19 protein-coding genes and 1 pseudogene are annotated in these 22,279 nt (G+C 41.6%); 9 read left to right on the top strand and 11 right to left on the bottom strand.

What is annotated here, in order from left to right:
• The first annotated feature begins 1 nt into the window (after position 1).
• Positions 2-634 (top strand): pyridoxamine 5'-phosphate oxidase, encoded by a 633-nt coding sequence (pdxH, locus tag ACTG7L_RS08625; protein ID WP_439328196.1) that lies wholly within the window; start codon positions 2-4, stop codon positions 632-634.
• Positions 635-671: 37 nt separating this feature from the next.
• On the opposite strand, the gene dprA is transcribed toward pdxH, so the two are convergent.
• On the bottom strand, positions 672-1,772 hold the full coding sequence (gene dprA, locus ACTG7L_RS08620) for a DNA-processing protein DprA (RefSeq protein WP_439328195.1): 1,101 nt from the start codon (positions 1,770-1,772) through the stop codon (positions 672-674).
• 166 nt (positions 1,773-1,938) lie between these two features.
• Here dprA and ACTG7L_RS08615 point away from each other — a divergent pair, with 166 nt between their 5' ends.
• Together ACTG7L_RS08615 and ACTG7L_RS08610 are read left to right on the top strand one after the other, a co-directional pair.
• Complete coding sequence (locus tag ACTG7L_RS08615; RefSeq protein WP_439328194.1) at positions 1,939-3,441, top strand: helicase HerA-like C-terminal domain-containing protein; 1,503 nt, start codon at positions 1,939-1,941, stop codon at positions 3,439-3,441.
• A gap of 244 nt (positions 3,442-3,685) precedes the next feature.
• Positions 3,686-4,156 (top strand): PTS sugar transporter subunit IIA, encoded by a 471-nt coding sequence (locus ACTG7L_RS08610; RefSeq protein WP_439328193.1) that lies wholly within the window; start codon positions 3,686-3,688, stop codon positions 4,154-4,156.
• 99 nt (positions 4,157-4,255) lie between these two features.
• On the opposite strand, the pseudogene pnuC reads toward ACTG7L_RS08610, so the two are convergent.
• Positions 4,256-4,923 (bottom strand): annotated as a pseudogene (gene pnuC, locus ACTG7L_RS08605) (nicotinamide riboside transporter PnuC).
• 202 nt (positions 4,924-5,125) lie between these two features.
• On the opposite strand from pnuC, the gene rapA reads away from it, so the two are divergent.
• The gene (rapA, locus tag ACTG7L_RS08600; protein WP_439328192.1) at positions 5,126-8,020 is read left to right on the top strand and encodes an RNA polymerase-associated protein RapA; all 2,895 of its coding nucleotides are present in this window, start codon (positions 5,126-5,128) and stop codon (positions 8,018-8,020) included.
• Between the two features lie 30 nt (positions 8,021-8,050).
• Here rapA and ACTG7L_RS08595 read toward each other — a convergent pair whose 3' ends face one another.
• The 4 genes from ACTG7L_RS08595 to ACTG7L_RS08580 are packed head-to-tail and all read right to left on the bottom strand — an operon-like array spanning position 8,051 to position 11,487.
• Complete coding sequence (locus ACTG7L_RS08595; protein WP_439328191.1) at positions 8,051-8,998, bottom strand: ABC transporter substrate-binding protein; 948 nt, start codon at positions 8,996-8,998, stop codon at positions 8,051-8,053.
• Positions 8,999-9,054: 56 nt separating this feature from the next.
• On the bottom strand, positions 9,055-10,005 hold the full coding sequence (locus ACTG7L_RS08590) for an ABC transporter substrate-binding protein (protein ID WP_439328190.1): 951 nt from the start codon (positions 10,003-10,005) through the stop codon (positions 9,055-9,057).
• A gap of 13 nt (positions 10,006-10,018) precedes the next feature.
• Entirely contained in the window at positions 10,019-10,765 is a 747-nt protein-coding gene (locus ACTG7L_RS08585; protein ID WP_439328189.1) for an ABC transporter permease, read from the bottom strand.
• A gap of 11 nt (positions 10,766-10,776) precedes the next feature.
• A complete protein-coding gene (locus ACTG7L_RS08580) occupies positions 10,777-11,487 on the bottom strand; it encodes an ABC transporter ATP-binding protein (RefSeq protein ID WP_439328188.1) in 711 nt (236 codons plus the stop codon).
• 110 nt (positions 11,488-11,597) lie between these two features.
• Between ACTG7L_RS08580 and rluA the strand changes: the two genes are divergently transcribed.
• Together rluA and ACTG7L_RS08570 are read left to right on the top strand one after the other, a co-directional pair.
• Positions 11,598-12,257: a bifunctional tRNA pseudouridine(32) synthase/23S rRNA pseudouridine(746) synthase RluA gene (rluA, locus tag ACTG7L_RS08575; protein WP_439328187.1), complete on the top strand. Its 660-nt coding sequence runs from the start codon at positions 11,598-11,600 to the stop codon at positions 12,255-12,257.
• A gap of 36 nt (positions 12,258-12,293) precedes the next feature.
• Positions 12,294-13,598 (top strand): L-cysteine desulfidase family protein, encoded by a 1,305-nt coding sequence (locus tag ACTG7L_RS08570; protein WP_439328186.1) that lies wholly within the window; start codon positions 12,294-12,296, stop codon positions 13,596-13,598.
• Positions 13,599-13,656: 58 nt separating this feature from the next.
• Here ACTG7L_RS08570 and udp read toward each other — a convergent pair whose 3' ends face one another.
• The 5 genes from udp to rbsK form a co-directional block, all read right to left on the bottom strand.
• A complete protein-coding gene (udp, locus tag ACTG7L_RS08565; RefSeq protein WP_439328185.1) occupies positions 13,657-14,424 on the bottom strand; it encodes a uridine phosphorylase in 768 nt (255 codons plus the stop codon).
• A gap of 50 nt (positions 14,425-14,474) precedes the next feature.
• Positions 14,475-15,320: a BRO-N domain-containing protein gene (locus ACTG7L_RS08560; RefSeq protein ID WP_439328184.1), complete on the bottom strand. Its 846-nt coding sequence runs from the start codon at positions 15,318-15,320 to the stop codon at positions 14,475-14,477.
• A 160-nt stretch (positions 15,321-15,480) separates the two neighbouring features.
• Entirely contained in the window at positions 15,481-16,497 is a 1,017-nt protein-coding gene (locus ACTG7L_RS08555) for an aldose 1-epimerase family protein (RefSeq protein WP_439328183.1), read from the bottom strand.
• Between the two features lie 10 nt (positions 16,498-16,507).
• Positions 16,508-17,806: an L-fucose:H+ symporter permease gene (fucP, locus tag ACTG7L_RS08550; RefSeq protein WP_439328182.1), complete on the bottom strand. Its 1,299-nt coding sequence runs from the start codon at positions 17,804-17,806 to the stop codon at positions 16,508-16,510.
• A 10-nt stretch (positions 17,807-17,816) separates the two neighbouring features.
• Entirely contained in the window at positions 17,817-18,737 is a 921-nt protein-coding gene (gene rbsK / locus ACTG7L_RS08545; protein WP_439328181.1) for a ribokinase, read from the bottom strand.
• Between the two features lie 171 nt (positions 18,738-18,908).
• Between rbsK and deoC the strand changes: the two genes are divergently transcribed.
• From deoC to tamA, 3 genes are all read left to right on the top strand, one after another.
• The gene (deoC, locus tag ACTG7L_RS08540; RefSeq protein WP_439328180.1) at positions 18,909-19,583 is read left to right on the top strand and encodes a deoxyribose-phosphate aldolase; all 675 of its coding nucleotides are present in this window, start codon (positions 18,909-18,911) and stop codon (positions 19,581-19,583) included.
• Between the two features lie 34 nt (positions 19,584-19,617).
• Positions 19,618-20,373, top strand: a complete 756-nt coding sequence (deoR, locus tag ACTG7L_RS08535; protein WP_439328179.1) for a DNA-binding transcriptional repressor DeoR — start codon at positions 19,618-19,620, stop codon at positions 20,371-20,373.
• A gap of 171 nt (positions 20,374-20,544) precedes the next feature.
• Positions 20,545-22,278 carry an autotransporter assembly complex protein TamA gene (tamA, locus tag ACTG7L_RS08530; RefSeq protein WP_439328223.1) on the top strand — a complete coding sequence of 578 codons (1,734 nt, stop codon included), beginning with the start codon at positions 20,545-20,547 and terminating at the stop codon, positions 22,276-22,278.
• The last annotated feature ends 1 nt before the right edge of the window (position 22,279 follow it).

Genomic DNA, 22,279 nt, shown 5'->3' with positions numbered 1-22,279 from the left:
GATGGATTTACACAATATTCGAGAAGATTACAGCAAACAGGCCTTATCACGTAAACAGTGCCTTGCAGATCCGCTAAAACAGTTTGAACGTTGGTTAAATGAGGCAATCACTGCCAAGGTTTGTGAGCCTACCGCCATGAATTTGGCCACGATCAACGAGCAAGGTAAACCGAGCAGCCGTGTGGTGCTGCTTAAAGAAGTGAATGCACAAGGGTTTGTTTTCTTTACGAATTATCACAGTCAAAAAGGCCGAGCCTTAAGCCATACACCTTTTGCTGCCTTGAATTTCTTTTGGGGCGAATTGGAACGGCAAGTAAGAATTGAGGGATGTGTGGAAAAATTATCCCCTGAACAATCCGATGCTTATTTTGCCACTCGCCCTTATACCAGCCAAGTAGGTGCATGGGCCAGTGAGCAAAGTGCGGTGATTTCGAGCAAAAATCAACTCCTGACCAAAGCTGCCATGATTGCCGCTAAACACCCTTTAAAAGTACCTCGGCCTCCCCATTGGGGCGGTTATGTGGTGATCCCTGAAGTGATTGAATTTTGGCAAGGACGACCAAGTCGCTTGCATGATCGGATCCGCTATCGTTTAGTCAATAGCAGTTGGATCATAGAAAGATTATCACCATAGCTAATTAGCGAAATTTAACGCCTTTGTGAGAGGACTATTACAACCTCCGTTTATAGAGTCCTCGTTCACATTCAATCAACTCCTCCAATTCCAAAGCCAATAATTGACCAAGTAACACATCAACAGCCACCTTTGATTGCTCCGCTAATTCATCAATGCTGATCGGATGATAACCAATTAACGCATAAAGTTCAGGGTGGCTCGGTTCAATCTGATCAAAAGGCAATTCTGCATGGCCTGTGGCAGCCGTTGTTTGTGCCATAGGCAAAGAATAAGGGGCGAGATTTTCAATAATATCTTGCACGTTTTCCGTAAGTGTGGCCCCTTGTTTGAGGAGATGATGGCAACCTTGGCTAAATGGATTATGCAAATTACCCGGCAAAGCAAACACATCTCGGTTTTGTTCTAGCGCATAGCGAGCGGTAATCAATGAACCGCTTTTTAAATTCGCCTCCACCACGAGTACCCCTTGCGACATGCCACTGATAATGCGATTCCGTCGAGGGAAATTATTAGCCACTGGCGGCTGCATGGGCAAAAATTCAGACACTAATGTACCATTATTGGCGAGAATTTGTTCGGCTAGTTTCTTGTGCCTACTCGGGTAAATATGGTTGAGTCCACTGCCTAACACTGCAATAGTTTTACCTTGTCGCTCCACCACAGCTTGATGCGCAAAGCCGTCAATGCCAATGGCCAAGCCACTGGTGATAATAAACCCCGCATTACAGAGTTCACGAGCAAAATATTTCGCCCAATATTCACCATAATGAGAACAATCTCGACTACCCACAATAGCTAATTGCGCTTGATTGAGATTTTCCACCGCCCCTTTGACAAACAACAAGGGCGCTGCGCTGTTAATTTGCTTTAACAGTGAGGGGTATTCGGGTTGATTAAAGGCCAGAATATGATGTTCACCACTGGCTTGTTGCCAAGCTAACGCTGGCTCGATATATTTCTGTTCAGGGTGAAACCAACGCTGAATTTGCTTGTCTTGCCACCCCATATGCTGAAAGGCAGCGCTATCATAATTCAGCAACGTTTGTAACGAAATCTGGGTTAACAATGTTTGAATCGCATTGGGCCCAAGATAGGGGATTTGCATAAGACGTAATAAAGATTCAATATTTTTCATGGGTATAAAGTGCGGTTAATTTTTCAGGAATTTTAGGCTACGGGGAATATGAAAAAAAAGCGAGATCTTTTTCTTCGTTTTGGAATCAAGATCACAAAAATTTCATTTTTGACTAACCAATGTTTTTCTCTTATTATGCGTATATCTTACAACAGAAGGACAGTTTATGAACATTTTTGAAATTGCACGTAACAGTGCCGGCCAATCTTTTGGTATCAACGCTAAAATGGCCAATCGCCACGGCCTCATTGCCGGCGCCACCGGAACCGGGAAAACCGTCACCTTGCGCAAATTAGCGGAATCCTTGAGTGACAACGGTGTACCCGTATTTTTGGTAGATGTAAAAGGTGATCTCTCGGGCATGACCGTCAAAGGCGCCATGCAAGGCAAAATTGCCGAACGAATTACACAATTTGATTTAGGGGGAGAAGATTATCTCAACGGCTACCCTGTATCATTTTGGGATGTATTCGGTGAAACGGGTATTCCTTTGCGTACCACGATTTCCGAAATGGGGCCAATGTTGCTTTCTCGCCTATTAAATCTCAATCCAACCCAAGAGGGCTTGCTGAATATTTTATTCCGAGTGGCAGATGACAAAGGCTTACTGTTAATTGATTTAAAAGACTTACGTGCCATGTTGAAATATTTAGCCGATAACGCCAAAACATTCCAACTGCAATACGGCAACATCTCTGCAGCCAGTGTGGGGGCAATTCAACGTGCCTTGTTAACCCTTGAAAACGAGGGCGCCGATAAACTGTTTGGCGAACCTGCGTTAAATTTGGAAGATTGGCTACAAACCCGTGATGGACGAGGCGTGATCAATATTCTGAATTCAGAAAAATTAATTAACTCTAGCCGCATGTACAGCGCCTTTTTGCTGTGGTTAATGGCGGAATTATTTGAACAATTACCCGAAGTGGGCGATCCTGACAAACCGAAATTTGTGATGTTCTTTGATGAGGCGCATTTGCTATTTGATAATGCACCAAGTGCGTTAATCGAAAAAGTCGAACAAGTGGTTCGTTTAATCCGTTCAAAAGGCGTCGGCATTTATTTTGTCACCCAAAACCCATTAGACTTACCTGAAACCGTATTAGGTCAGTTAGGAAACCGTGTGCAACATGCCTTACGTGCGTTTACGCCACGTGACCAAAAAGCCGTGAAAACCGCAGCAGAAACGTTCCGAGCAAATAAAGGCGTGGATGTGGTCGACGCCATTACCACCTTGGGCGTGGGTGAGGCATTAGTGTCGTTCTTAGATGAAAAAGGCATGCCAACGCCCGTTGAACGAGCCACCATTTATCCGCCGAAAAGCCAACTCACCCCACTCAGTGCTGAACAACGTCAAACTTGGGTGAAAGATGATGATCTGTTTGCTTACTACAATAATTATGTGGATAACGAATCCGCTTTTGAAATGTTAGCCGAGCAAGCGAATCTTGACCAAGTGGCAGAACAACAAGCACAGCAGGCGGAAAAGGAAGAAAGCGAGGGGTTATTCGGTTCCTTAAGTCGCATGATTTTTGGCACTAAAAAACGTGGTGAAAAATTAACGGTGACAGAAGAATTGGTCAGTGGATTAAGTAAATCCGTAGGACGCAGTATTCGCTCACAAATTACACGGGAAATTACCCGTGGGATTTTAGGGGCGCTGAAGAAGTAAGTTAGAACAGTAAGGAAAAGACGAAAGTGCGGTGAAATTCACCGCACGTCGTTGGAAACATCAAGATTATTGAACATAATAAGCATTTTTTCCATATTTGCATAGATAATGCTTATCCCACAAATTTTGTTACACAGAATTATGTTTGTGAATTAGCTGATAAAGTTCATATAAACTGTTACTAAAACTAACCAATATCCCCATAACCAATGGGGTAAAGTTTAATATTCAAAAAGGAAATATTATGTTAAAAGAATCTCTTATTGCCAATAATTCGATTAAATTAAATCAAACCGCTAACACTTGGGAAGATGCAATTAAAATTGGTACCGATTTATTAATTGCCTCAGGAGCCATTGAACCTCGTTATTATGACAATATTATTGCCAAAGTAAAAGAAATCGGACCTTATATTATTCTTTCTCCTGGTCTCGCCATGCCACATGCTCGCCCTGAAGAAGGCGTAATTAAAACCGCTTTTGCATTGGTCACTTTAACTACCCCTGTAGTGTTTGATAGTAGAGATGAACCTGTCAGTGTACTGATTACCCTTGCGGGTAGCGATTCCACTCAACATATGCAAGGTATTATGGAAATCACCCAAGTGCTAGAAGATAAAGATCCTAATAGCGAAACTGGAGTAGATTTAAAAAAATTACTTAATTGCCAAACCACAGATGAGGTAATTGCTGTGATTGATACAGCCTTAGCTTAGTCTTTCGAGATGGATAAACATTCACCAATATTCAACCGCACTGTATGGTTCAACCATAAAAGTGCGGTGCTTTTTTCTATTGTTTTCAAGAATAGCCAATCAGGCTTCTTTCTTAACTAATTTCGTCCAGTTGTAATACCCATAAATGGAGTTCAATAAATAACCGCTATACATAATATACATCGCTGGGGTTTCTGCCCATAAAACAATAGAGAGAATGTTTAACACAATCCATAACGCCCATTGTTCACGATAACGCAAAATCATCAATAATTGTGCAGCAAAGGTAATAATCGTGGTGGTGCCGTCAAGCGATGCCGAACTGCCCCCTGCCGCATTCACCGCTTGAATAAAGAAGAATGAACAGACTGCAATACTCACTAATAAAATCAGCCAACCTGTTGGGGTTAAGGCTTTCGCAATCACTTCCTCATTCCCCTGTTGGTCATTTTGCATGTTAGCTTTCCACATAAAATAACCAATAAATTGGGCTGGAATATACACATATAGCGTGGTATTCATTTCACCGATAAAATTATTGCCCCAAGCTACATAAAAATAAGCCCGAAGAAGTAGTTACTGATTTTTCCTTTACTGACGAAAATAACACATAGCAATCCCGCAATGCCTGAGATCATGCCCAGTGGTGAATCTGGCTCTTGTACATAGGCCCAAATTTGTGCCCCGACAAAAACCACAATCCAGAGTGTCTCAATCGCATTCCAACCACCGAAGAATTCTTTTTTGATTGCATTGACATAATTCATAATACGTTCCTTTATATTAGTAAAAACATAAGAATTTTTGCACCGCACTTTCATGAAGTCAAGGATAAATTACAAAATAGCGCCCATTAAATGACTAAATTGATATGATGGAAAATATTTAATACATAAATTTCAATTTTATTTTTGCTCATTTTTGCTAAAATACGCCCCCAATTTATCATAACAAGAGTGTCCCCCTATTATGTCATTTGCTATCGGTCAACGTTGGATCAGCGAAAGTGAGAACGATCTCGGTTTAGGCATCATCACCGAACTTAATCACCGCAGTATCACAATTTCTTTCCCTGCCGCACAAGAAACCCGAATTTATGCCATTGCCACAGCCCCTTTAACCCGAGTGATCTTCAAAAAGCACGATCACATCACACATCAACAAGGCTGGCAGGCAAAAATCGTGGATACGATGATGAATAATGACATTGCCCTGTATTTAGTCCAACGTTTAGATAATGGCGAAGAAATGGTGATCAAAGAAATGGAACTCGCCAGTCATATCAGTTTTAGTCAACCACAAGATAAATTATTCGCAGGACAAATCGATCGCTCAGATCGTTTTACCTTGCGTTATCGTGCTTTACAACACCAACAGGCACAATTTCAATCTCCCTTACGTGGGCTATGTGGTATTCGAGCCGGTTTAATTCCCCACCAACTGCATATTGCCAAAAAAGTAGGGCAACGTATTGCACCACGAGTATTGTTAGCAGATGAAGTTGGGTTAGGTAAAACCATTGAAGCTGGCATGATTTTACAACAACAAATTTTTGCCGAACGTGCCGATCGAGTATTAATCCTGCTGCCAGAAACTTTGCAACATCAATGGCTAGTGGAAATGCTACGCCGTTTTAATTTGCATTTTTCGCTATTTGATGAAGAACGTGCCGGCGATTTTGTTGCAACCGAAGATGAACAAGAGCGAAATCCTTTTGATACGGAAAACCGCATTATTTGTTCCATTGATTGGTTGGTGGCAAATCCAAAACGAATGCAACAGTTAATCGCAAGCCAATTTGATATGTTGATTGTAGATGAAGCACATCATTTACAATGGTCACCTGAAAATCCCAGTACAGCATATCAGTTAGTAGAAACCTTAGCTCAACAAATTCCGTCTGTATTACTCCTCACTGCCACGCCTGAACAACTCGGACAACAAGGGCATTTCGCTCGCTTACGTTTATTAGATAATGACCGTTTTTATGATTACCATGCGTTCTTACAAGAACAGCAAAATTATCAACCTGTTGCCAAGGCAGTACAAACTTTACTGACCCAAAAACCTCTAAGTGCGGTGCAAAAAAACGCCATTTCTGATCTGTTATCCGAACAAGATATTGAGCCACAATTTAAGGTATTAGAGAGCCATAACGAACCAGAAAAAACCAGCGTTCGACAAGAACTCATTCGTCATCTGATCGACCGTCACGGTACCAGTCGATTGTTATTTCGTAATACCAGATCAGGCGTAAAAGGCTTTCCGCAACGGATTTATCATCAGATCACCCTTGAATTACCTAAGCAATATGAAAATACCATGAAAGTAATGCGTTCTCTCGGTGAAAAGGTTGATCAGGGTTTATTTTACCCAGAACAGCTGTTTCAGAAAATGAATGACAATGCTAAATGGTACGAATTTGATCCCCGTTTTGATTGGTTGGTCACGTTCTTAAAAAATCACCGCACGGAGAAAGTGTTAGTGATTTGCCAACTGGCTCAAACTGCGATTCAGTTAGAGCAAGCCTTGCGAGAAAAAGAAGGGATTCGTAGTGCGGTATTTCATCAAAATATGTCGATTATTGAACGAGATCGTGCTGCCGCTTACTTTGCGGATCAAGAACAAGGTGCTCAAGTATTACTCAGTTCAAGCATCGGTTCAGAAGGGCGGAATTTCCAATTTGCACAACATTTAGTGCTGTTTAACTTGCCAGATAATCCCGATTTATTAGAGCAATGTATCGGGCGTTTAGACCGAATCGGGCAAACTAAAGCAATTCAAATTCATGTCCCTTGTTTTGCTCAAACGCCACAAGCCTTGTTAGCTGATTGGTATCATCAAGGCTTAAATGCCTTTGAACAAACCTGCCCAATGGGGGCAATGTTATTTGAAAAGTGCGGTGAAAAATTACAACATTTTTTGCAACATCCTTCCGCACTTGATGGTTTTGCCGATTTCATCAAAGAAACAGCGAAACAACGTGCCAAGCTAAAAGACGAACTCGAAAATGGACGAGATCGCTTACTGGAATTAAATTCCAACGGTGGTATTCAGGCTCAACAGTTAGCAAATCAAATTGCCGAGCAAGACAACAGCCCTGAATTAGTCAATTTCACCTTAAATTTATTTGACATTATTGGTGTAGAACAAGAAGACTTAGGCGAACAATCCATTGTCATTACGCCCACTGGCACAATGTTAGTGCCTGATTTCCCTGGCTTAAAAGAAGACGGTATCACGGTAACATTTAGCCGAGATGTTGCCTTAGCACGTGAAGATGTGGAATTTCTCAGTTGGGATCACCCCATATTACGCAACGGCATTGACTTAGTCTTGTCTAACGACATCGGCAAAACGGCAACTTGCTTGTTAAGCAATAAAAAATTGCCAACGGGGACATTATTATTAGAATGTATTTACGTAGTGGAAAGCCAAGCTCCAAAAGGCTTGCAGCTAAACCGTTTTTTACCGCCTACACCTGTACGCTTATTGTTAGATAGCAAAGGCAATAATCTCGCTCCCAATGTGACATTTGAGAATCTTGAAAAACAGCTTAAACCCATGGCAAAAACCATGGCAAACAAAATGGTGAAAATGGTTCGCCCCAATTTAGAACAAATGCTCAAGGCGGCAGAAAACCTGATGGCACTTGAATCTAAACAAATTATTGCGCAAGCCAAACAGCTGGCAGATAAACAATTAAGCGAAGAACTAGAACGCCTAACCGCATTAAAAGCCGTCAACCCGAATATTCGCCAAGATGAAATTGACAGCTTAGAAACAATGCGCCAACAAGCATTACAACATTTACAACAAGCTCGCTGGCGATTGGATAGTTTGAGGGTGATGGTGAGTCAGTAAAAAAATGAGCCTTAAGGCTCATTTTTTATCTTAACGTGGTACTTCTGTCGTATAGCTTTCCAAAGCGGGTAAGGTTTTAATTAAGCCTTTTTGCAACATAAATTCCGCCACCTTATTATAGCGATCTTTGTTCAATTCACGAGGATTGTCCGCAAAAGCAGGATAGGTATCATTCCACGCTAAACGATTTAATTCATTATCCAATTCTTTTGGCTTAAAGCTCACAAAATCTTGCCATGCCTGTTCGGGATTTTGTTTCATATAGACCGTCGCCTGCTCAAGTGCGGTGAGAAATTTAGCGATTTTCGGATCGGTTTCTCGTCCTTTTTTCACCACTAAGGTGAGTTCTTCAAAAGATGGCACGCCATTTTGTTCAGGGAAAAAGGCTTGGGCTGGGTGTCCCTCCAAAGCCAGTTCGTGTAATTCAAAATTGCGATAGGCACCGATTACCGCATCCACCTGTTTGCTTAACAGCGACTGCGATAACGCAAAGTTCACATTGATTAATTGCACATCTTTCAACGACAGTCCAGCGGATTCTAGCATACTGCTTAAAATCGTATCTTCAAAACCACTGACCGAATAGCCAATTTTTTTGCCTTTGAGATCCGCTAAACTATTGATACCGCTATCTTTTAACACCACTAAAGAGGTAAACGGCGTTGCTACCATAGTACCAATACGCATCAAGGGCAAACCTTGATCCACGTGCATGATCAACTGCGGTTGAAAATCCATGGAAATATCCGCCTGCCCTGCTGCCACTAATTTCGGTGGCATGGACGGATCAGTGGGTTCAATAATCTCCACATCCAACCCTTGTTGTTCAAAAAAGCCTTTTTGTTTGGCAATCACAATATCGGCATGTACGGGATTGACAAACCAGTCAATTAACATGGTTAATTTTTCATTCGCCTGTGCCGATAATGCGAAAGTCAGGCTAAAAAGTGCGGTGTAAAATTGGCGAGTTTTTTTCATTCTTCATCCTAATAAAAGAACCCTCATCACTCATGATGAGGGCTGTACAACGTAAATTACTGCCCCACTTCCACCGCATAACGGTCTAAGGCTGGCAGGCTTTTAATCAGTTTGCTATCTAGCATAAACTGTGCCACTTGTTGATAAAGATCTTTGTCCAGTTTGCGGACATTATCACTTAACAACGGAATGGTGTCTTTCCACGCACGGCGGTTAAGTTCGTTGTCTAATTCTTTTGGTTTATAGCTGACGAAATCTTGCCATGCTTGCGTTGGATTTTGTTTAATATAAGCGGTGGCTTGTTCAAGTGCGGTTAAAAATTTAGCAATTTTAGCATCGTTTTGTTTACCCGCTTGCACCACAAAAATCAGTTCTTCATAGCTCGGCACGCCGTATTGTTCAGGGTAAAATAATTTGGCTTGATGTCCCTCAAGGTTCAATTCGTGCGGTTCAAAATTACGCAATGTGCCTATTACCGCATCCACTTGTTTGCTCAACAAAGATTGCGATAACGCCCAGTTGACATTAATTAATTCCACATCCTGCTTGTGCAAGCCCACATCGGAAAGCATTTTTTCTAACAAGGAATCTTCAAAACCACTCACGGAAAAGCCGATTTTTTTGCCTTTTAGATCTTCTAACTTGTTGATCTTACTACTTTCTAATACGGTTAAGGAATTTAATGGCGTGCCAACAATCGTGCCTACTCGCACTAAAGGTAACCCCTCATCTACTTGCATTAACAGTTGCGGTTGATAGTTGACGGCAATATCACCTTTGCCGGCAGCAACAAGTTTTGGTGGCATTGAGGGATCGGTGGGTTCAATAATTGCTACTTCTAACCCCTGCTTGGCAAAAAAGCCTTTTTGTTGTGCTACCACAATATTGGCGTGGTCGGGATTGATGAACCAATCGAGCAATAAACTGATTTTCTCATTGGCTTGAGCTTGGCAAACTAACGCAAAACTTGCCAAAAGTGCGGTGAAAAATTGGGTAATTTTTTTCATAAAGTTCTCCAGATTAACGTAAATGGCTGACCCAAGGGAGCCAGCGGTTTAACAATTTATCTGCCAAAAAATACAAGCAGAGCGTGATGATTAACAACACCAACAAGGCTGCAAACATTAAATCCACCTGCATACGCGCGTTGGCGTGCATCATTAAATACCCCAAGCCTTGCGAAGAACCGACCCATTCGCCAATCACTGCACCAATGGGGGCAATGGTGACCGCAATGCGTAAACCCGAAGCCAAAGAGGGTAACGCCGCAGGTAAGCGGACTTTAAACAACATGGCTTGTGGGGAAATTTGCATGGTTTGAGCCAGTTCTAACCAAGATTTAGGGGTGTTGCGTAAACCGTCATAGCAAGAGGCGGTTACGGGGAAATAAATAATCAGCACCGTCATGGCGATTTTTGATGCCATGCCATAACCGAACCACACCACCAACAAGGGGGCAATGGCAAACACGGGAATGGCTTGAGAAATCAATAATAAGGGCAATAACAAGCGACTGAGCCATTTAGATAATGCGAGCAATAAGGCGGACATTAGCCCTAAAATTAAGCCCAACGCCAACCCTAACAAAATTTCAATGCCCGTGATTTGAGCATGTTCCCAGAGCAGATCCGCTCGCTCAATGGCTTTGTTGCCGACATCTATCGGTGTGGGTAATAAATAATGGGGTAAATCAAAAAGATAAACGACTAACTGCCAAAGCAGGGCAAGGCTTAAACACAGTCCCAAGGATTTTATCAGTGTTTTCATTGCGTTGTGCATTATGCCACCTCCCCAAGTAATTCGCTAAACAGGCGTTGCTCCAACTGCCACAAGGCTTGATTTTGAGAAAATCTCGGGGCAGGGCTGTCGGGAATAATAGGATCAGACAGTTGAGCAGGTTGCTTTTTCAATACAAAAATCCGATCTGCCAAGCGTAAGGCCTCTTGTGGATCATGGGTAATTAATAGCACGGTTTTGTCTTTTAATAATTCTCGTGAAAGCTGTTGTAGTTGTAATCTTGTCACTGCATCCAACGCCGAAAAAGGTTCATCCATTAAAATTAAATCCGCCTCCAACATCAAGGTTCTTGCCAATGCCACCCGCTGCCGTTGTCCGCCCGAAAGCTGATAACAAGGCTTGTTTTTATGTTCCAACATATTCACCGCTTGCAATAATTGCTCGGCTTTCGCAATCGTTTGTGCGTTGGTTTTACTTTGTAAATGCGCTTGCAACTGCACATTATCCAACACAGAAAGCCAAGGAAACAGGCTATCTTGTTGAGCCAACCACGCTAATTTTGCCTTGGGTTTCAGCAAAATATGACCTTGATAATGTTTCTCCAAACCTGCAATTAAACGCAATAATGTAGATTTTCCGATACCCGATGCCCCAAGTAACGCTGTCCATTGTTGCTCTGGCAAGGAAAAATCCAAGCCATGAAAAATCACTTGCTGTTCAAAGGAAAAACTAAGATTTTGAATTTTAACCATATTTATAAAAAGACGGATCAATGAATAGAACAATCATAGTATAGACAAACAGAAAATCAAGCCTAAATTATGCTAAAATACGCCATTCTGATTTTTTTGAGTAACCCATTATGGCATTAATTGACTACAATCCCCCCACCGAACCTTGGCTTGATATTGTTTATCATGACAATCATATTATGGTCGTCAACAAACCCAGTGGCTTGCTTTCCGTCTCGGGTAGCCAACCGCAATATCGTGACAGTGCCATGAGTCGCATTAAAGATAAATACGGCTTTTGCGAACCTGCACACCGCCTTGATATGGCAACCAGTGGCATTTTATTGTTCGCCATGAGCAAGCTCGCAGACAGCGAACTCAAACGCCAATTTCGGGAACGGGAAACGGAAAAACATTATCAAGCCTTAGTTTGGGGACATGTGAAAGCCGACAATGGTGTGGTGAATTTACCCTTAATCTGCGACTGGGAAAACCGCCCACGACAACGGCTCGATTTTGTCTATGGCAAGCGTGCCGTGACGGAATTTGAAGTATTGGAACGCTTGCCGAATAACAGCACAAGAGTCAAACTCACCCCGATTACAGGGCGTTCACATCAATTACGTTTACACATGTTAGCCCTAGGACACCCGATTTTAGGCGATAAATTTTATGCCCACCCACAAGCCAAAGCCATGTCGCCAAGGTTGTGTTTGCATGCGGAAAGTTTGACGATTCATCATCCGATCACAAAGGAAAAAATGACGTTCAGCCGTACTGCTGAGTTTTGATTATATAGACAGCGAATTATTTTTAAAGGAATATAAATGAAAATTAATGACAAGACGACTGAAAACTTGATCTTAGACACCGTAAGAAATGAAGTCGTCCCTGCCCTCGGCTGTACTGAACCGATTTCCTTAGCCTTGGCATCAGCGGTGGCTCGCTATCATTTAGGGCATTTGCCTGAACGTATTGATGCCAAAGTATCTGCCAATTTAATGAAAAACGGTATGGGCGTCACCGTACCGGGGACAGGCACATTAGGCTTACCCATGGCGGCAGCGATTGGGGCGATTGGTGGTGATCCTAATGCGGGCTTAGAAGTGTTAAAAGGTATTACTCCCGAACAGGTCGCCCAAGCCAAAAATTTACTGGCAGAAAATCGGGTTGAAGTGTCTATTTTTGACACTGAGCATATTTTATATTCCGAAGCCTGTTTATTTTATGGTGAAGATCAGGTGTGCGTCCGCATTGCCGCACATCATACCAACATTATTTACATTGCTAAAAATGGTAAGGTGATTTTTTCTAAACCTTGTGCAGCAGAAACCGACAGCTTAAATGATATTTTTGCCGCCCTTTCCGCACAGGATATTTTTGATTTCTCCATGAATGTGGCATTGGAAAAAATTGCCTTTATTGATGATGCGGAAAAACTGAATTCGGCACTTTCACAAGAAGGCTTACGCCAAGAATATGGCTTACATATTGGGCGAACCTTGCAACATCAAATCGGTAAAGGCTTATTAAGTGATGATTTAATGAATCGAATTATTATTGAAACCACAGCCGCATCCGATGCCCGTATGGGTGGCGCAAACCTACCGGCCATGAGTAATTCTGGTTCAGGCAATCAAGGCATTGCCGCCACTATGCCAGTTGTAGTCGTGGCTCGCCATTTGAACGCCAGCCATGAACAACGGATTCGAGCGTTATTTTTATCCCATTTAATGGCGATTTATATTCACAGCAAACTACCGAAACTATCCGCTTTATGTGCAGCGACCACGGCTGCAATGGGCAGTTGTGCGGGGGTGGCTTGGTTGCTGACGGGGAAATTTGAAACCATTAGCATGGCAATTAGCAGTATGATTGGTGACATCAGTGGTATTATTTGTGACGGTGCGGCAAATAGCTGTGCCATGAAAGTGTCTACTAGCGTGAGTTCAGGCTATAAATCTGTCTTAATGGCGTTGGATAACACCCAAGTGACGGGCAATGAAGGCATTGTTGAACATTCCATTGACCGTTCCATTGATAATCTGTGTAACATTGCATCACGCAGTATGCAATATACTGACCGTCAGGTGATTGAGATTATGGTGAGCAAGCCGAAGTTGTCGATCTAGTCTATGAAAGTGCGGTGAAAAACACCGCACTTTCAACATTTCTCATAAACTCAATGCGTTACACATAATCCAATGCTAATTTGCCTGCAGCTTCCACCCCGACTGCAACAGCTTTTTGCTCCGTGCTATGAATCGTCGTTTCATTCGGAATTTCTTGTTGGGTACGATTAACAATCACACCAGCGATCATGCCTGCACGTAACCCCAACGCACTACACATAGTAAACAATGTGGCAGATTCCATTTCAAAATTCATCACATTGAGTTCCTGCCATTGTTCGAGTGAGCCACGAAAATGACGGTAGATTTTGCCCGAAAAAGTGTCATAACGTTCTTGCCCAGGATAGAATGTATCAGACGATGCCGTAATCCCCACATAGGGTTGCACCCCTTGATTTTTCGCTGCGGCAAAAAGAGCATTGGTACAATCAAAATTGGCTACCGCAGGATATTCCAACGGTGCAAAATGGCCACTGGCGCCGTCTAAACGCACTGCACCTGTGGTAATCAGTAAATCCCCCACATTAATATGTGGCTGAATTGCTCCTGTCGTGCCAATACGTAAAAAAGTACGCACACCTAATTGAGCCAGTTCTTCTACACAAATCGACACCGACGGACCACCAATGCCAGTGGAACAAACCACAATAGGTTGTCCACCGACATAGCCCAACCAAGAAGTAAATTCTCGGGTAGAAGCCAAAAACTCAGGGTTATCCATTAATTTAGTAATACGCTCACTACGAGCAGGATCACCCGGCACAATCGCCACTTTTGCCCCTTTTAACATGGCTTTCGTTAAGCCTAAATGAAAGACTTCTGACATATTATTCTCCTTTTTATTATGTGATTATTTGTATTGGTAACAATACATGACTATTTTTTCTTAACTTCACTCGAAACATAACCAATTAATTGAGCAAAATCAATGGAATTTTGTTGCGTAATAACTGGTGTTCCCGTTTCTTTTTCCAAACTTTCTCGAGCAACCTTAGCCACATTTCCACCCCGTTGTGCAACGGCCTTATTTTCTTCAAAACCATCAGGATGGGTGATTTGAGTAATATCTTTGGTTGCCGCCTCTGCTAACATATTCAATACAAGCTCTGTGGTTGACATATTATCACGTAAATTTTCTTTGTTTAACCCTTTGAAATGCTTATATTCTCTCGTTGTCATACCCGACCAAGCTCGAGTAATCTCGTTAGTGAGCATCGCAAATTCTCGCCCCACTTTCACGCCATGATCTTGCCAAGCATCAGTTAATTCTTTACGCACCTGAATGGCTTGCAAACGCTGATTAATCCATTCTCTCGAATAACCTTTTTGCAAATAGGTTTGTAATGCTCGATCAATGGTCAATTCTGGATCAATAATTTCATCAATTCGCTCTTTCCCCACCTCGGCTAACCACATTTTAAACGGTTCTGCTTTGGGGCTAGGAATGGATTGAATAATACGGAAAATACCTGTCATATCAGCCACATCCGTTTCTCGCATTTTTCCATCACCTGCCAGCAATTTCAACTGTCGACAAAATGTCGACAGTTCAGATTTTTCTTCATCAGACATCCGTTTTTTAACACGATACCAGTAATCACGGGGATTAGGGCTTTCCGTCAATGCTTGCACCACATCTACAATACTAAAAAACCATTCTTCTTTTTCAGCATCCCAAATAGAACGAATTTGGCTGTTTTCAAATAATTTAATGTCACTCATTTTTCTAATCCTGTCTTACCTATTACGAGAACATATTATAATAGTTATTTAAACAGTAAGATACTGTATAATCTTTTTTTTGGAATGCAGATCACAAAAATAAACAAAAAGTGCGGTAAATTTCACCGCACTTTCAAAAGATAATTTAAGAATCAATAGATTACTCTTCAATCCCTGTTGTCACTTTAAATTCCCTTGTTTCTTTCGGTTTTAACCAAATCAACGAACCCGCTTTTTCCGCTGCCAAATAACCTTCAGGTCGGCAAGTCGCTGGTAATGCAAAGGCGGCGACTTGTTGATCCGCATTGTATAAAATCCAACGAGTAGCATAATTAAATTGATTTGATGAGAATGTCGTCAAGTAATTATAGCCTTTCGGTGAGTGCATACGATATTCAAGATCTTGTTGATATTGTTGTAAATTATCCATAAAGAACACAATTTCAGGATCGTATAGCTCGTTATTTTCAAGGGCATTTAGTTGATATTCGCCGTTAAGAATTTGCTGATTAAACGCCGTCCATTGTGGCGTTGGTTTAACGTGAGCTGGAATAGTTTGACGTAATTGCACCGCACTTTCAGGAATATTTTGGCTAAAAGTCGCTCCCGATTCATAACAATAATTCATATGGCACATATATTGCAACGGCATTTCCACACTGGCTAGATTCGTCACTTGCATTTTAATGTCAAACAGCGAACGAGCAGCGTAAATCACCACTTCAGGTTGTGCCAAATAATGATCGCCAAAGCCTTTCACATATTCCGTTTGTCCACTAATGGCTAAGGCATTATTATCAAATTCTAACCAGACTTTATCCATTTTGGCACAAGGCATTTCACCGTGTAATGGATGATCGTCTTGTGGACTTGGGCAACCATTACGAATCAACCCCGAATGAAACGCAAAACAGCCGTAAGTATCCACAATGGTTATTCCCACTTTCGGTTCGCTGAACATATTTTTCATTTTGAGTGTTTGCCCATTAAATTCAGCATCCCAAATAATTTGCCCATAAAAAGGTAAAACAGTGACAAATCCTTTGCTGTTCATCAGATTAATGGCTTCAATGCCAGAATCGTATTTAAAACTCACGGCAGTGAAATGATCATTCTGAAAAATCACCTGTTCTACTGAACTAAATTGTTGTTTACAAAGATAAATTCTGTTTTTCATAGTTCTCTCCTTATTTGGTTTCGTTGCTATTTCTTAATTTGTCGTAAAAATAGTAACCAACGTAAGCAAAACATAATAACGGTACAATAAAGGCAAGTTGCATTGAGCCTAAGCTGTCTGACACATAACCGTGAATGGCTGGGACGACAGCCGCACCAATAATGGACATTACCACCACTGCTCCACCGATTTCACGGTGTTCTCTTGCCACAGTGCCCAAGACAGATGCGTAAATGGTTGCCCAACAAGGCCCAAATAACACACTAGCAAAAATAGCCGCATAAACCGCTGAAAAGTCATGAACAAAAGCGGTGTAAGCTAACGTCAACACTCCTAAAATGGAATACCAAAGCAACACAAGGTCGGATTTAAATTTGGTCATTAAGAAGTTGGCAATAAATTTACCCACGAAGAAACCAATGAAGCTGTAAATCATAAAATTAGACGCATCACGTTCATTCATATTGCTCAAATTTAAGGCTAAACGAATGGTAAATGACCAAACAGCGACTTGCATTCCCACATACAAGAATTGGGCGATGATGCCTTTTTTAAAGGCACGGTTGGCTGCCAAATATTTTAAGGTATCAGTGAATTTGACGTTAGAAACTTGATTATCCGTATTCACCACTTTACATTTTGGAAATTGGGTAATTAAGAACAAAATCGTCACGGCAATTAATACAAAAATTAAATACTTATAGGGCTGTAACGTATGTTCTAGCATAGATAATTTAAATTCGTGTAATTGCTCTGGTGTCATTCCTGACATTTGTTCGCCTAAACTTGCCCCTTCTTGGAAAACAAGGTATTTACCCAATAAAATGCCTGAAATTGCCCCAATAGGATAAAACGTTTGGCTAATGTTCAAGCGTAATGTGGCGTAGTCTTTATGACCAATCATTGAGCTATACGTATTGGCGGATGTTTCTAAGAAACTTAATCCAATGGCGATAGAGAAAATCGCTGCCAAAAACATTGTGTAAGTTGCCATATGGGATGCAGGGTAAAACATTGAACAACCTGCGATGTACAAGGTTAAACCAATTAATATCGCCACTTTATAGCTCGTTTTTTTAATCACTAAAGACGCTGGAATGGCAATTAAGAAATAACCCCCATAAAACGCACTTTGAACCAACGCACTGGCAAAATCACTCAAAGTGAAGACGCTTTTAAATTGGGTAATTAAAATATCATTTAAACTGGCAGCCGCTCCCCATAATGGGAATAAACAAGATAACAGAATAAATTGAAAGATCGGCGTTTTGTTGAGATAGCCGTCAGGCATTTGTTGAATGTCTTTCATAAGATGCTCCTTATTTCACAGATTGTTGAAATTGCTCAAATTCAGTTTTATTTGGATAGGAAGATTGCGTGCCTAAGCCTGTCACGCTATAAGCCGAATAAAGGGAAGCCATTTGCATTGCTTTTTCCACGTCTTGTGTCGCAATATAGTAATGGGCAAAACAGCCAATAAAGGCATCACCTGCTCCGCTGGTATCCACCGCATTGACTTTGTGTGGGGCGATATGCGTAATTTCATTGCCGTGCAACCACACTGAGCCTTTTTCGCCTAGGGTCACAATCAAATTTTTTAGCCCTTTTGCTAACAAGCTATTCGCCGCTTGTTGAATTTGCTCCATTGTTTGTACTGGCATTCCTGTCAAAATTTCTAATTCAGTTTCATTTGGCATAAAGAAATCACATTTGCACGCATACTGAATATCTAAATCAGGGCTTGCTGGAGCAGGATTTAAAATCACTGGAATCTGATGACGATTAGCAAAATCAATAGCGTAATATACCGTTTCCAACGGAATTTCCAGTTGCAAAATAAATAATTTGCAATTTTTTAACCGCACTTCAGCTTGATCAATATCCGCGGGTTTTAAGTGATTATTCGCTCCCTTAACGATTAAGATGCGATTTTGCGATGATTTATCCACAAAAATAGGGGCAACACCACTAGAGACATTTGTGACTTTTTTCACAAAATCAGTATTTACGCCATAATGTTGGAAATTTCTCACGGTATTTTCCGCAAAAATATCATCGCCAACCTTACTAACCATCATTACTGATGATCCTAATTTTGCTGCTGCAATAGCTTGATTAGCCCCTTTACCACCGCAACCCATCTTGAAATCAGGGGCTTCAAGGGTTTCACCCAGTTTAGGCATTTCGTTTATATAAGCGATAAGATCAACCATATTTGATCCAATAACTGCAATATCCATCGTTTTCTCCTTAGTGACATTATGTTAGAATAGTAACAATTTTTACTGCAAGCAGTATAAATCAAATAAAATGTTAATTTTGTGACAAAGATCACAGATTTAAAAAATTTTTACTGTAAAATAGAAAAAAGTTAAAATAATCACAAAAACCAAACAAAAAAGGACATTATTATGAAACCAAATGAATTAGCGAAATTTATCGATCATACCGCTTTAACCGCTGAAAAAACGGAAAAAGATATTATTCAACTTTGCCAAGAAGCCCTAGCGCATCATTTTTGTTCGGTGTGTATTAATTCGGGTTATATTCCGTTGGCGAAACAACAATTAGCAGGTTCGGATGTGAAAATCTGCACAGTGGTGGGTTTTCCACTGGGGGCGAATTTGTCGGCGGTGAAAGCCTTTGAAGCGGAACAAGCGATTGTGGCTGGAGCGGAAGAAATTGATATGGTGATCAATGTGGGTTGGATTAAATCGGGCAAGTGGGATGCGGTGCAGGCGGATATTCAAGCGGTGCTTGCGGCGTGCAACGGTAAAACCTTGAAAGTGATTTTGGAAACCTGTTTGTTGACGAAAGATGAGATTGTCAAAGCCTGTGAGATCTGCCGTGACTTGAACGTGGGTTTTGTGAAAACATCCACAGGCTTTAATAAAGGCGGTGCGACGGTGGAAGATATTGCGTTAATGCGTCAAACCGTGGGCGAAAAATTAGGCGTGAAAGCGTCAGGTGGGGTGCGTGATACGGAAACGGCGATGGCGATGATTAACGCAGGGGCGACGCGTATTGGTGCCAGTGCAGGGATTGCAATTATTAGCGGTTTGCAAGATAATCAGGGCGGATATTAATCTTCCACCCCGAAAACGAATAAGCGAGCCTGTTATGGATAAAAAAGTACAATCCCGTATTCAGAAATTGGAATTTTTACTGAAGCAGATGGACAAAATCCATTTGCGAGATGCGGCGGATATGCTGAATGTGTCGGAGATGACCATTCGCCGTGATTTGAGTACCAATACAGGCTCGGTGGTGTTGTTAGGGGGGTATATTGTTAAAGATCCGCAGAAATCCAATGAGAATAACTATTTGATTTTTGAGCAAGAAACCAAGCATATTGCGGAAAAAATGCAGGTAGGGAAATTGGCAGCGGAGCTGGTGCAAGATGGGGATGTGGTGTTTTTTGATTGTGGTTCCACCATTCCTTTCATTGCATCTCAAATCAATTCTTCGATCAAATTCACCGCACTTTGTTGTTCCATTAATAGCTTTTTGGTGTTACAAGAAAAACCGAATTGCCACGTGATTTTGTGCGGTGGGCATTATTCCAGACACAATTCTTTTTTAACGCCCATTCAACTCAATACGGAACTGGATGCCATTTGCACCACTAAAGCCTTTATTTCGGCGGCTGGCGTGGATGTGAAACAGGGCGTGACCTGTTTTAATGTAGATGAAGCCAAAACCAAACACAAAGCGATGGCGAAAACCCAACAATCCATATTGGTGTTTGACTCATCTAAAATTAACAAGGTACAACAGGCCTATGTGGGAAATTTGCAACAGTTTGATATATTCGTTTGTGATCAAGCATTGCCTGCTGAGTTTAATGTGATTAAATCATCAATTTTAACCGAATAAATCACATTCAATAATTGCGAACTATCTCATTGAAATGTAAACTAAGATATAGGGGGTTGTTGATGTTTTGACAGCCCCAAAGGTTAATGTGTTTATAGGTTGAATGAGATGAAAATGAGCAAGCAGTTACTGTTTTGGTTGATATTGAGCTATGTTGTGGGTTATCCCATGATGACGTTGGCTGAGCAACGTGATCCGTCAGCACCTACGTTGCAAGATAGCGAGCAAAAAACGGTGACGCCAAAGGTCAAGGTGCGTTTACAAGGCATTCAAGATGAAAAATTAAAAGAGAATGCACAAATTTATCTTGATGAGATTGATGCGGATGAATCTGATGGTTCAGAGCGTCATCAAGAATTAATCCGCACCGTCTTGTATAAGGGGTTGCGTGTGTTGGGTTATTACGATTTTCAACTCCATTTTACTCTCTCGCCGAACGGAAAAGAACTGATTGCCAATGTGGAGCTTGGCAAACCGGTACGCATTGAACAAGCGGATGTTCAGATGAAAGGTGCGGCGGCCACGGATGACGCTTTTCTGGCGTTAAATAAAGATGTGCCAAAAAAAGGCGATATTGTCAATCACGAAACCTATGATGATTACAAAAGTGCGGTGCAAAAATTAGCGGTTCAACGGGGCTATTTTGATGCGGATTTTTCTATTCATCGCTTGGAAGTCATGCCTTCCACTTATCAGGCGTGGTGGCGTTTGCTGTTTGAAAGCGGTGAACGTTATCGTTATGGTGAGTTTCGTTTCCAAAATTCACAGATCCGTGAAGATTATTTACGAAATATTTTAACCTTGCAACAAGGCGATCCGTATTTATTAACGGATGTGCTGAAAACCAATAATGATTACACATCAACAGGTTGGTTTCAATCGGTGCTGATGAAACCGACCTTAAATGAAGACAGCAAAACCGTGGATTTTGACCTGTTGATGTACCCTAAAAAGAAAAATTCCATGGAAGTGGGGATTGGTTATTCTTCCGATGTGGGGCCACGTTTGCAGTTAGGTTGGAAAAAGCCTTGGATTAATAACCGTGGGCATAGTTTTAGCTCCAATTTCTACGTATCTTCGCCTAAACAAACCATTGAGATGTCGTATAAAATGCCGTTATTAAAAAATCCGTTGTACGAATATTATCAATTTAGTGCAGGGATTGAAAACGAAAATGACAGCAGTACCGATACCAAATCTACCGCCATTACAGTGGGGGGATTGCGTTATTGGGACTACCCTGACGGTTGGCAGTATTCCCTTGGGGTGCGATCTCGCTACGATAAATTTACCCAAGCCGATGTGGAAGATAAAACCTTTTTGCTGTATCCCACCGCAAGCGTGAGCCATAAATATTTAGAAGGCGGTATTTTCCCCACTTGGGCTCATACATTCAGTTTAACCGCAGATGTCGGGCAGAAGATTTGGCTATCCGATGTGAATTTTGTCAGTTTACGTGCGTCCGGTGCGGTGATTAAAACCTTTGCGGAAAATCATCGTGTGGTGGGACGTTTGGATCTTGGTTGGTTACACGCCGATGACTTCCACCGCATGCCACCGTCTATGCGTTTCTTTGCCGGGGGCGATCGCAGTGTGCGTGGCTATGGATATAAGAAAATTTCGCCAAAAGACAGCAATGGTAAGTTAATTGGTGCATCACGTTTAGCCACCGGTTCCGTTGAATATCAATATCAAGTCTATCCAAGTTGGTGGCTCGCTACGTTCTACGATGCCGGTTTAGCCGCCAGTTCTTATCATACCGATGAATTGCGTTATGGGGCAGGTATGGGCGTACGTTGGGCATCGCCTGTGGGTGCCATTAAATTTGATATTGCAACGCCAGTACGAGATAAGGACGATAGCAAAAATATTCAATTTTACATCGGATTAGGGGCGGAGATTTAAG

Source organism: Lonepinella sp. BR2357, from assembly GCF_051851525.1.
In the GTDB taxonomy this organism is placed as follows: Bacteria; Pseudomonadota; Gammaproteobacteria; order Enterobacterales; family Pasteurellaceae; genus Lonepinella.
The sequence above is the reverse complement of the archived record's forward strand: the minus strand, read 5'-3'. Positions and strand labels throughout refer to the sequence as shown.

Coding starts and splice junctions, on each gene's coding strand:
- rapA (WP_439328192.1), top strand. CDS start 5,126: ATGTCATTTGCTATCGGTCAACGTTGGATCAGCGAAAGTGAGAACGAT.
- ACTG7L_RS08585 (WP_439328189.1), bottom strand. CDS start 10,765: ATGAAAACACTGATAAAATCCTTGGGACTGTGTTTAAGCCTTGCCCTG.
- pdxH (WP_439328196.1), top strand. CDS start 2: ATGGATTTACACAATATTCGAGAAGATTACAGCAAACAGGCCTTATCA.
- rbsK (WP_439328181.1), bottom strand. CDS start 18,737: ATGGATATTGCAGTTATTGGATCAAATATGGTTGATCTTATCGCTTAT.
- deoR (WP_439328179.1), top strand. CDS start 19,618: ATGGATAAAAAAGTACAATCCCGTATTCAGAAATTGGAATTTTTACTG.
- ACTG7L_RS08570 (WP_439328186.1), top strand. CDS start 12,294: ATGAAAATTAATGACAAGACGACTGAAAACTTGATCTTAGACACCGTA.
- rluA (WP_439328187.1), top strand. CDS start 11,598: ATGGCATTAATTGACTACAATCCCCCCACCGAACCTTGGCTTGATATT.
- dprA (WP_439328195.1), bottom strand. CDS start 1,772: ATGAAAAATATTGAATCTTTATTACGTCTTATGCAAATCCCCTATCTT.
- ACTG7L_RS08615 (WP_439328194.1), top strand. CDS start 1,939: ATGAACATTTTTGAAATTGCACGTAACAGTGCCGGCCAATCTTTTGGT.
- ACTG7L_RS08580 (WP_439328188.1), bottom strand. CDS start 11,487: ATGGTTAAAATTCAAAATCTTAGTTTTTCCTTTGAACAGCAAGTGATT.
- fucP (WP_439328182.1), bottom strand. CDS start 17,806: ATGAAAGACATTCAACAAATGCCTGACGGCTATCTCAACAAAACGCCG.
- ACTG7L_RS08595 (WP_439328191.1), bottom strand. CDS start 8,998: ATGAAAAAAACTCGCCAATTTTACACCGCACTTTTTAGCCTGACTTTC.
- ACTG7L_RS08590 (WP_439328190.1), bottom strand. CDS start 10,005: ATGAAAAAAATTACCCAATTTTTCACCGCACTTTTGGCAAGTTTTGCG.
- tamA (WP_439328223.1), top strand. CDS start 20,545: ATGACGTTGGCTGAGCAACGTGATCCGTCAGCACCTACGTTGCAAGAT.
- ACTG7L_RS08555 (WP_439328183.1), bottom strand. CDS start 16,497: ATGAAAAACAGAATTTATCTTTGTAAACAACAATTTAGTTCAGTAGAA.
- ACTG7L_RS08560 (WP_439328184.1), bottom strand. CDS start 15,320: ATGAGTGACATTAAATTATTTGAAAACAGCCAAATTCGTTCTATTTGG.
- deoC (WP_439328180.1), top strand. CDS start 18,909: ATGAAACCAAATGAATTAGCGAAATTTATCGATCATACCGCTTTAACC.
- ACTG7L_RS08610 (WP_439328193.1), top strand. CDS start 3,686: ATGTTAAAAGAATCTCTTATTGCCAATAATTCGATTAAATTAAATCAA.
- udp (WP_439328185.1), bottom strand. CDS start 14,424: ATGTCAGAAGTCTTTCATTTAGGCTTAACGAAAGCCATGTTAAAAGGG.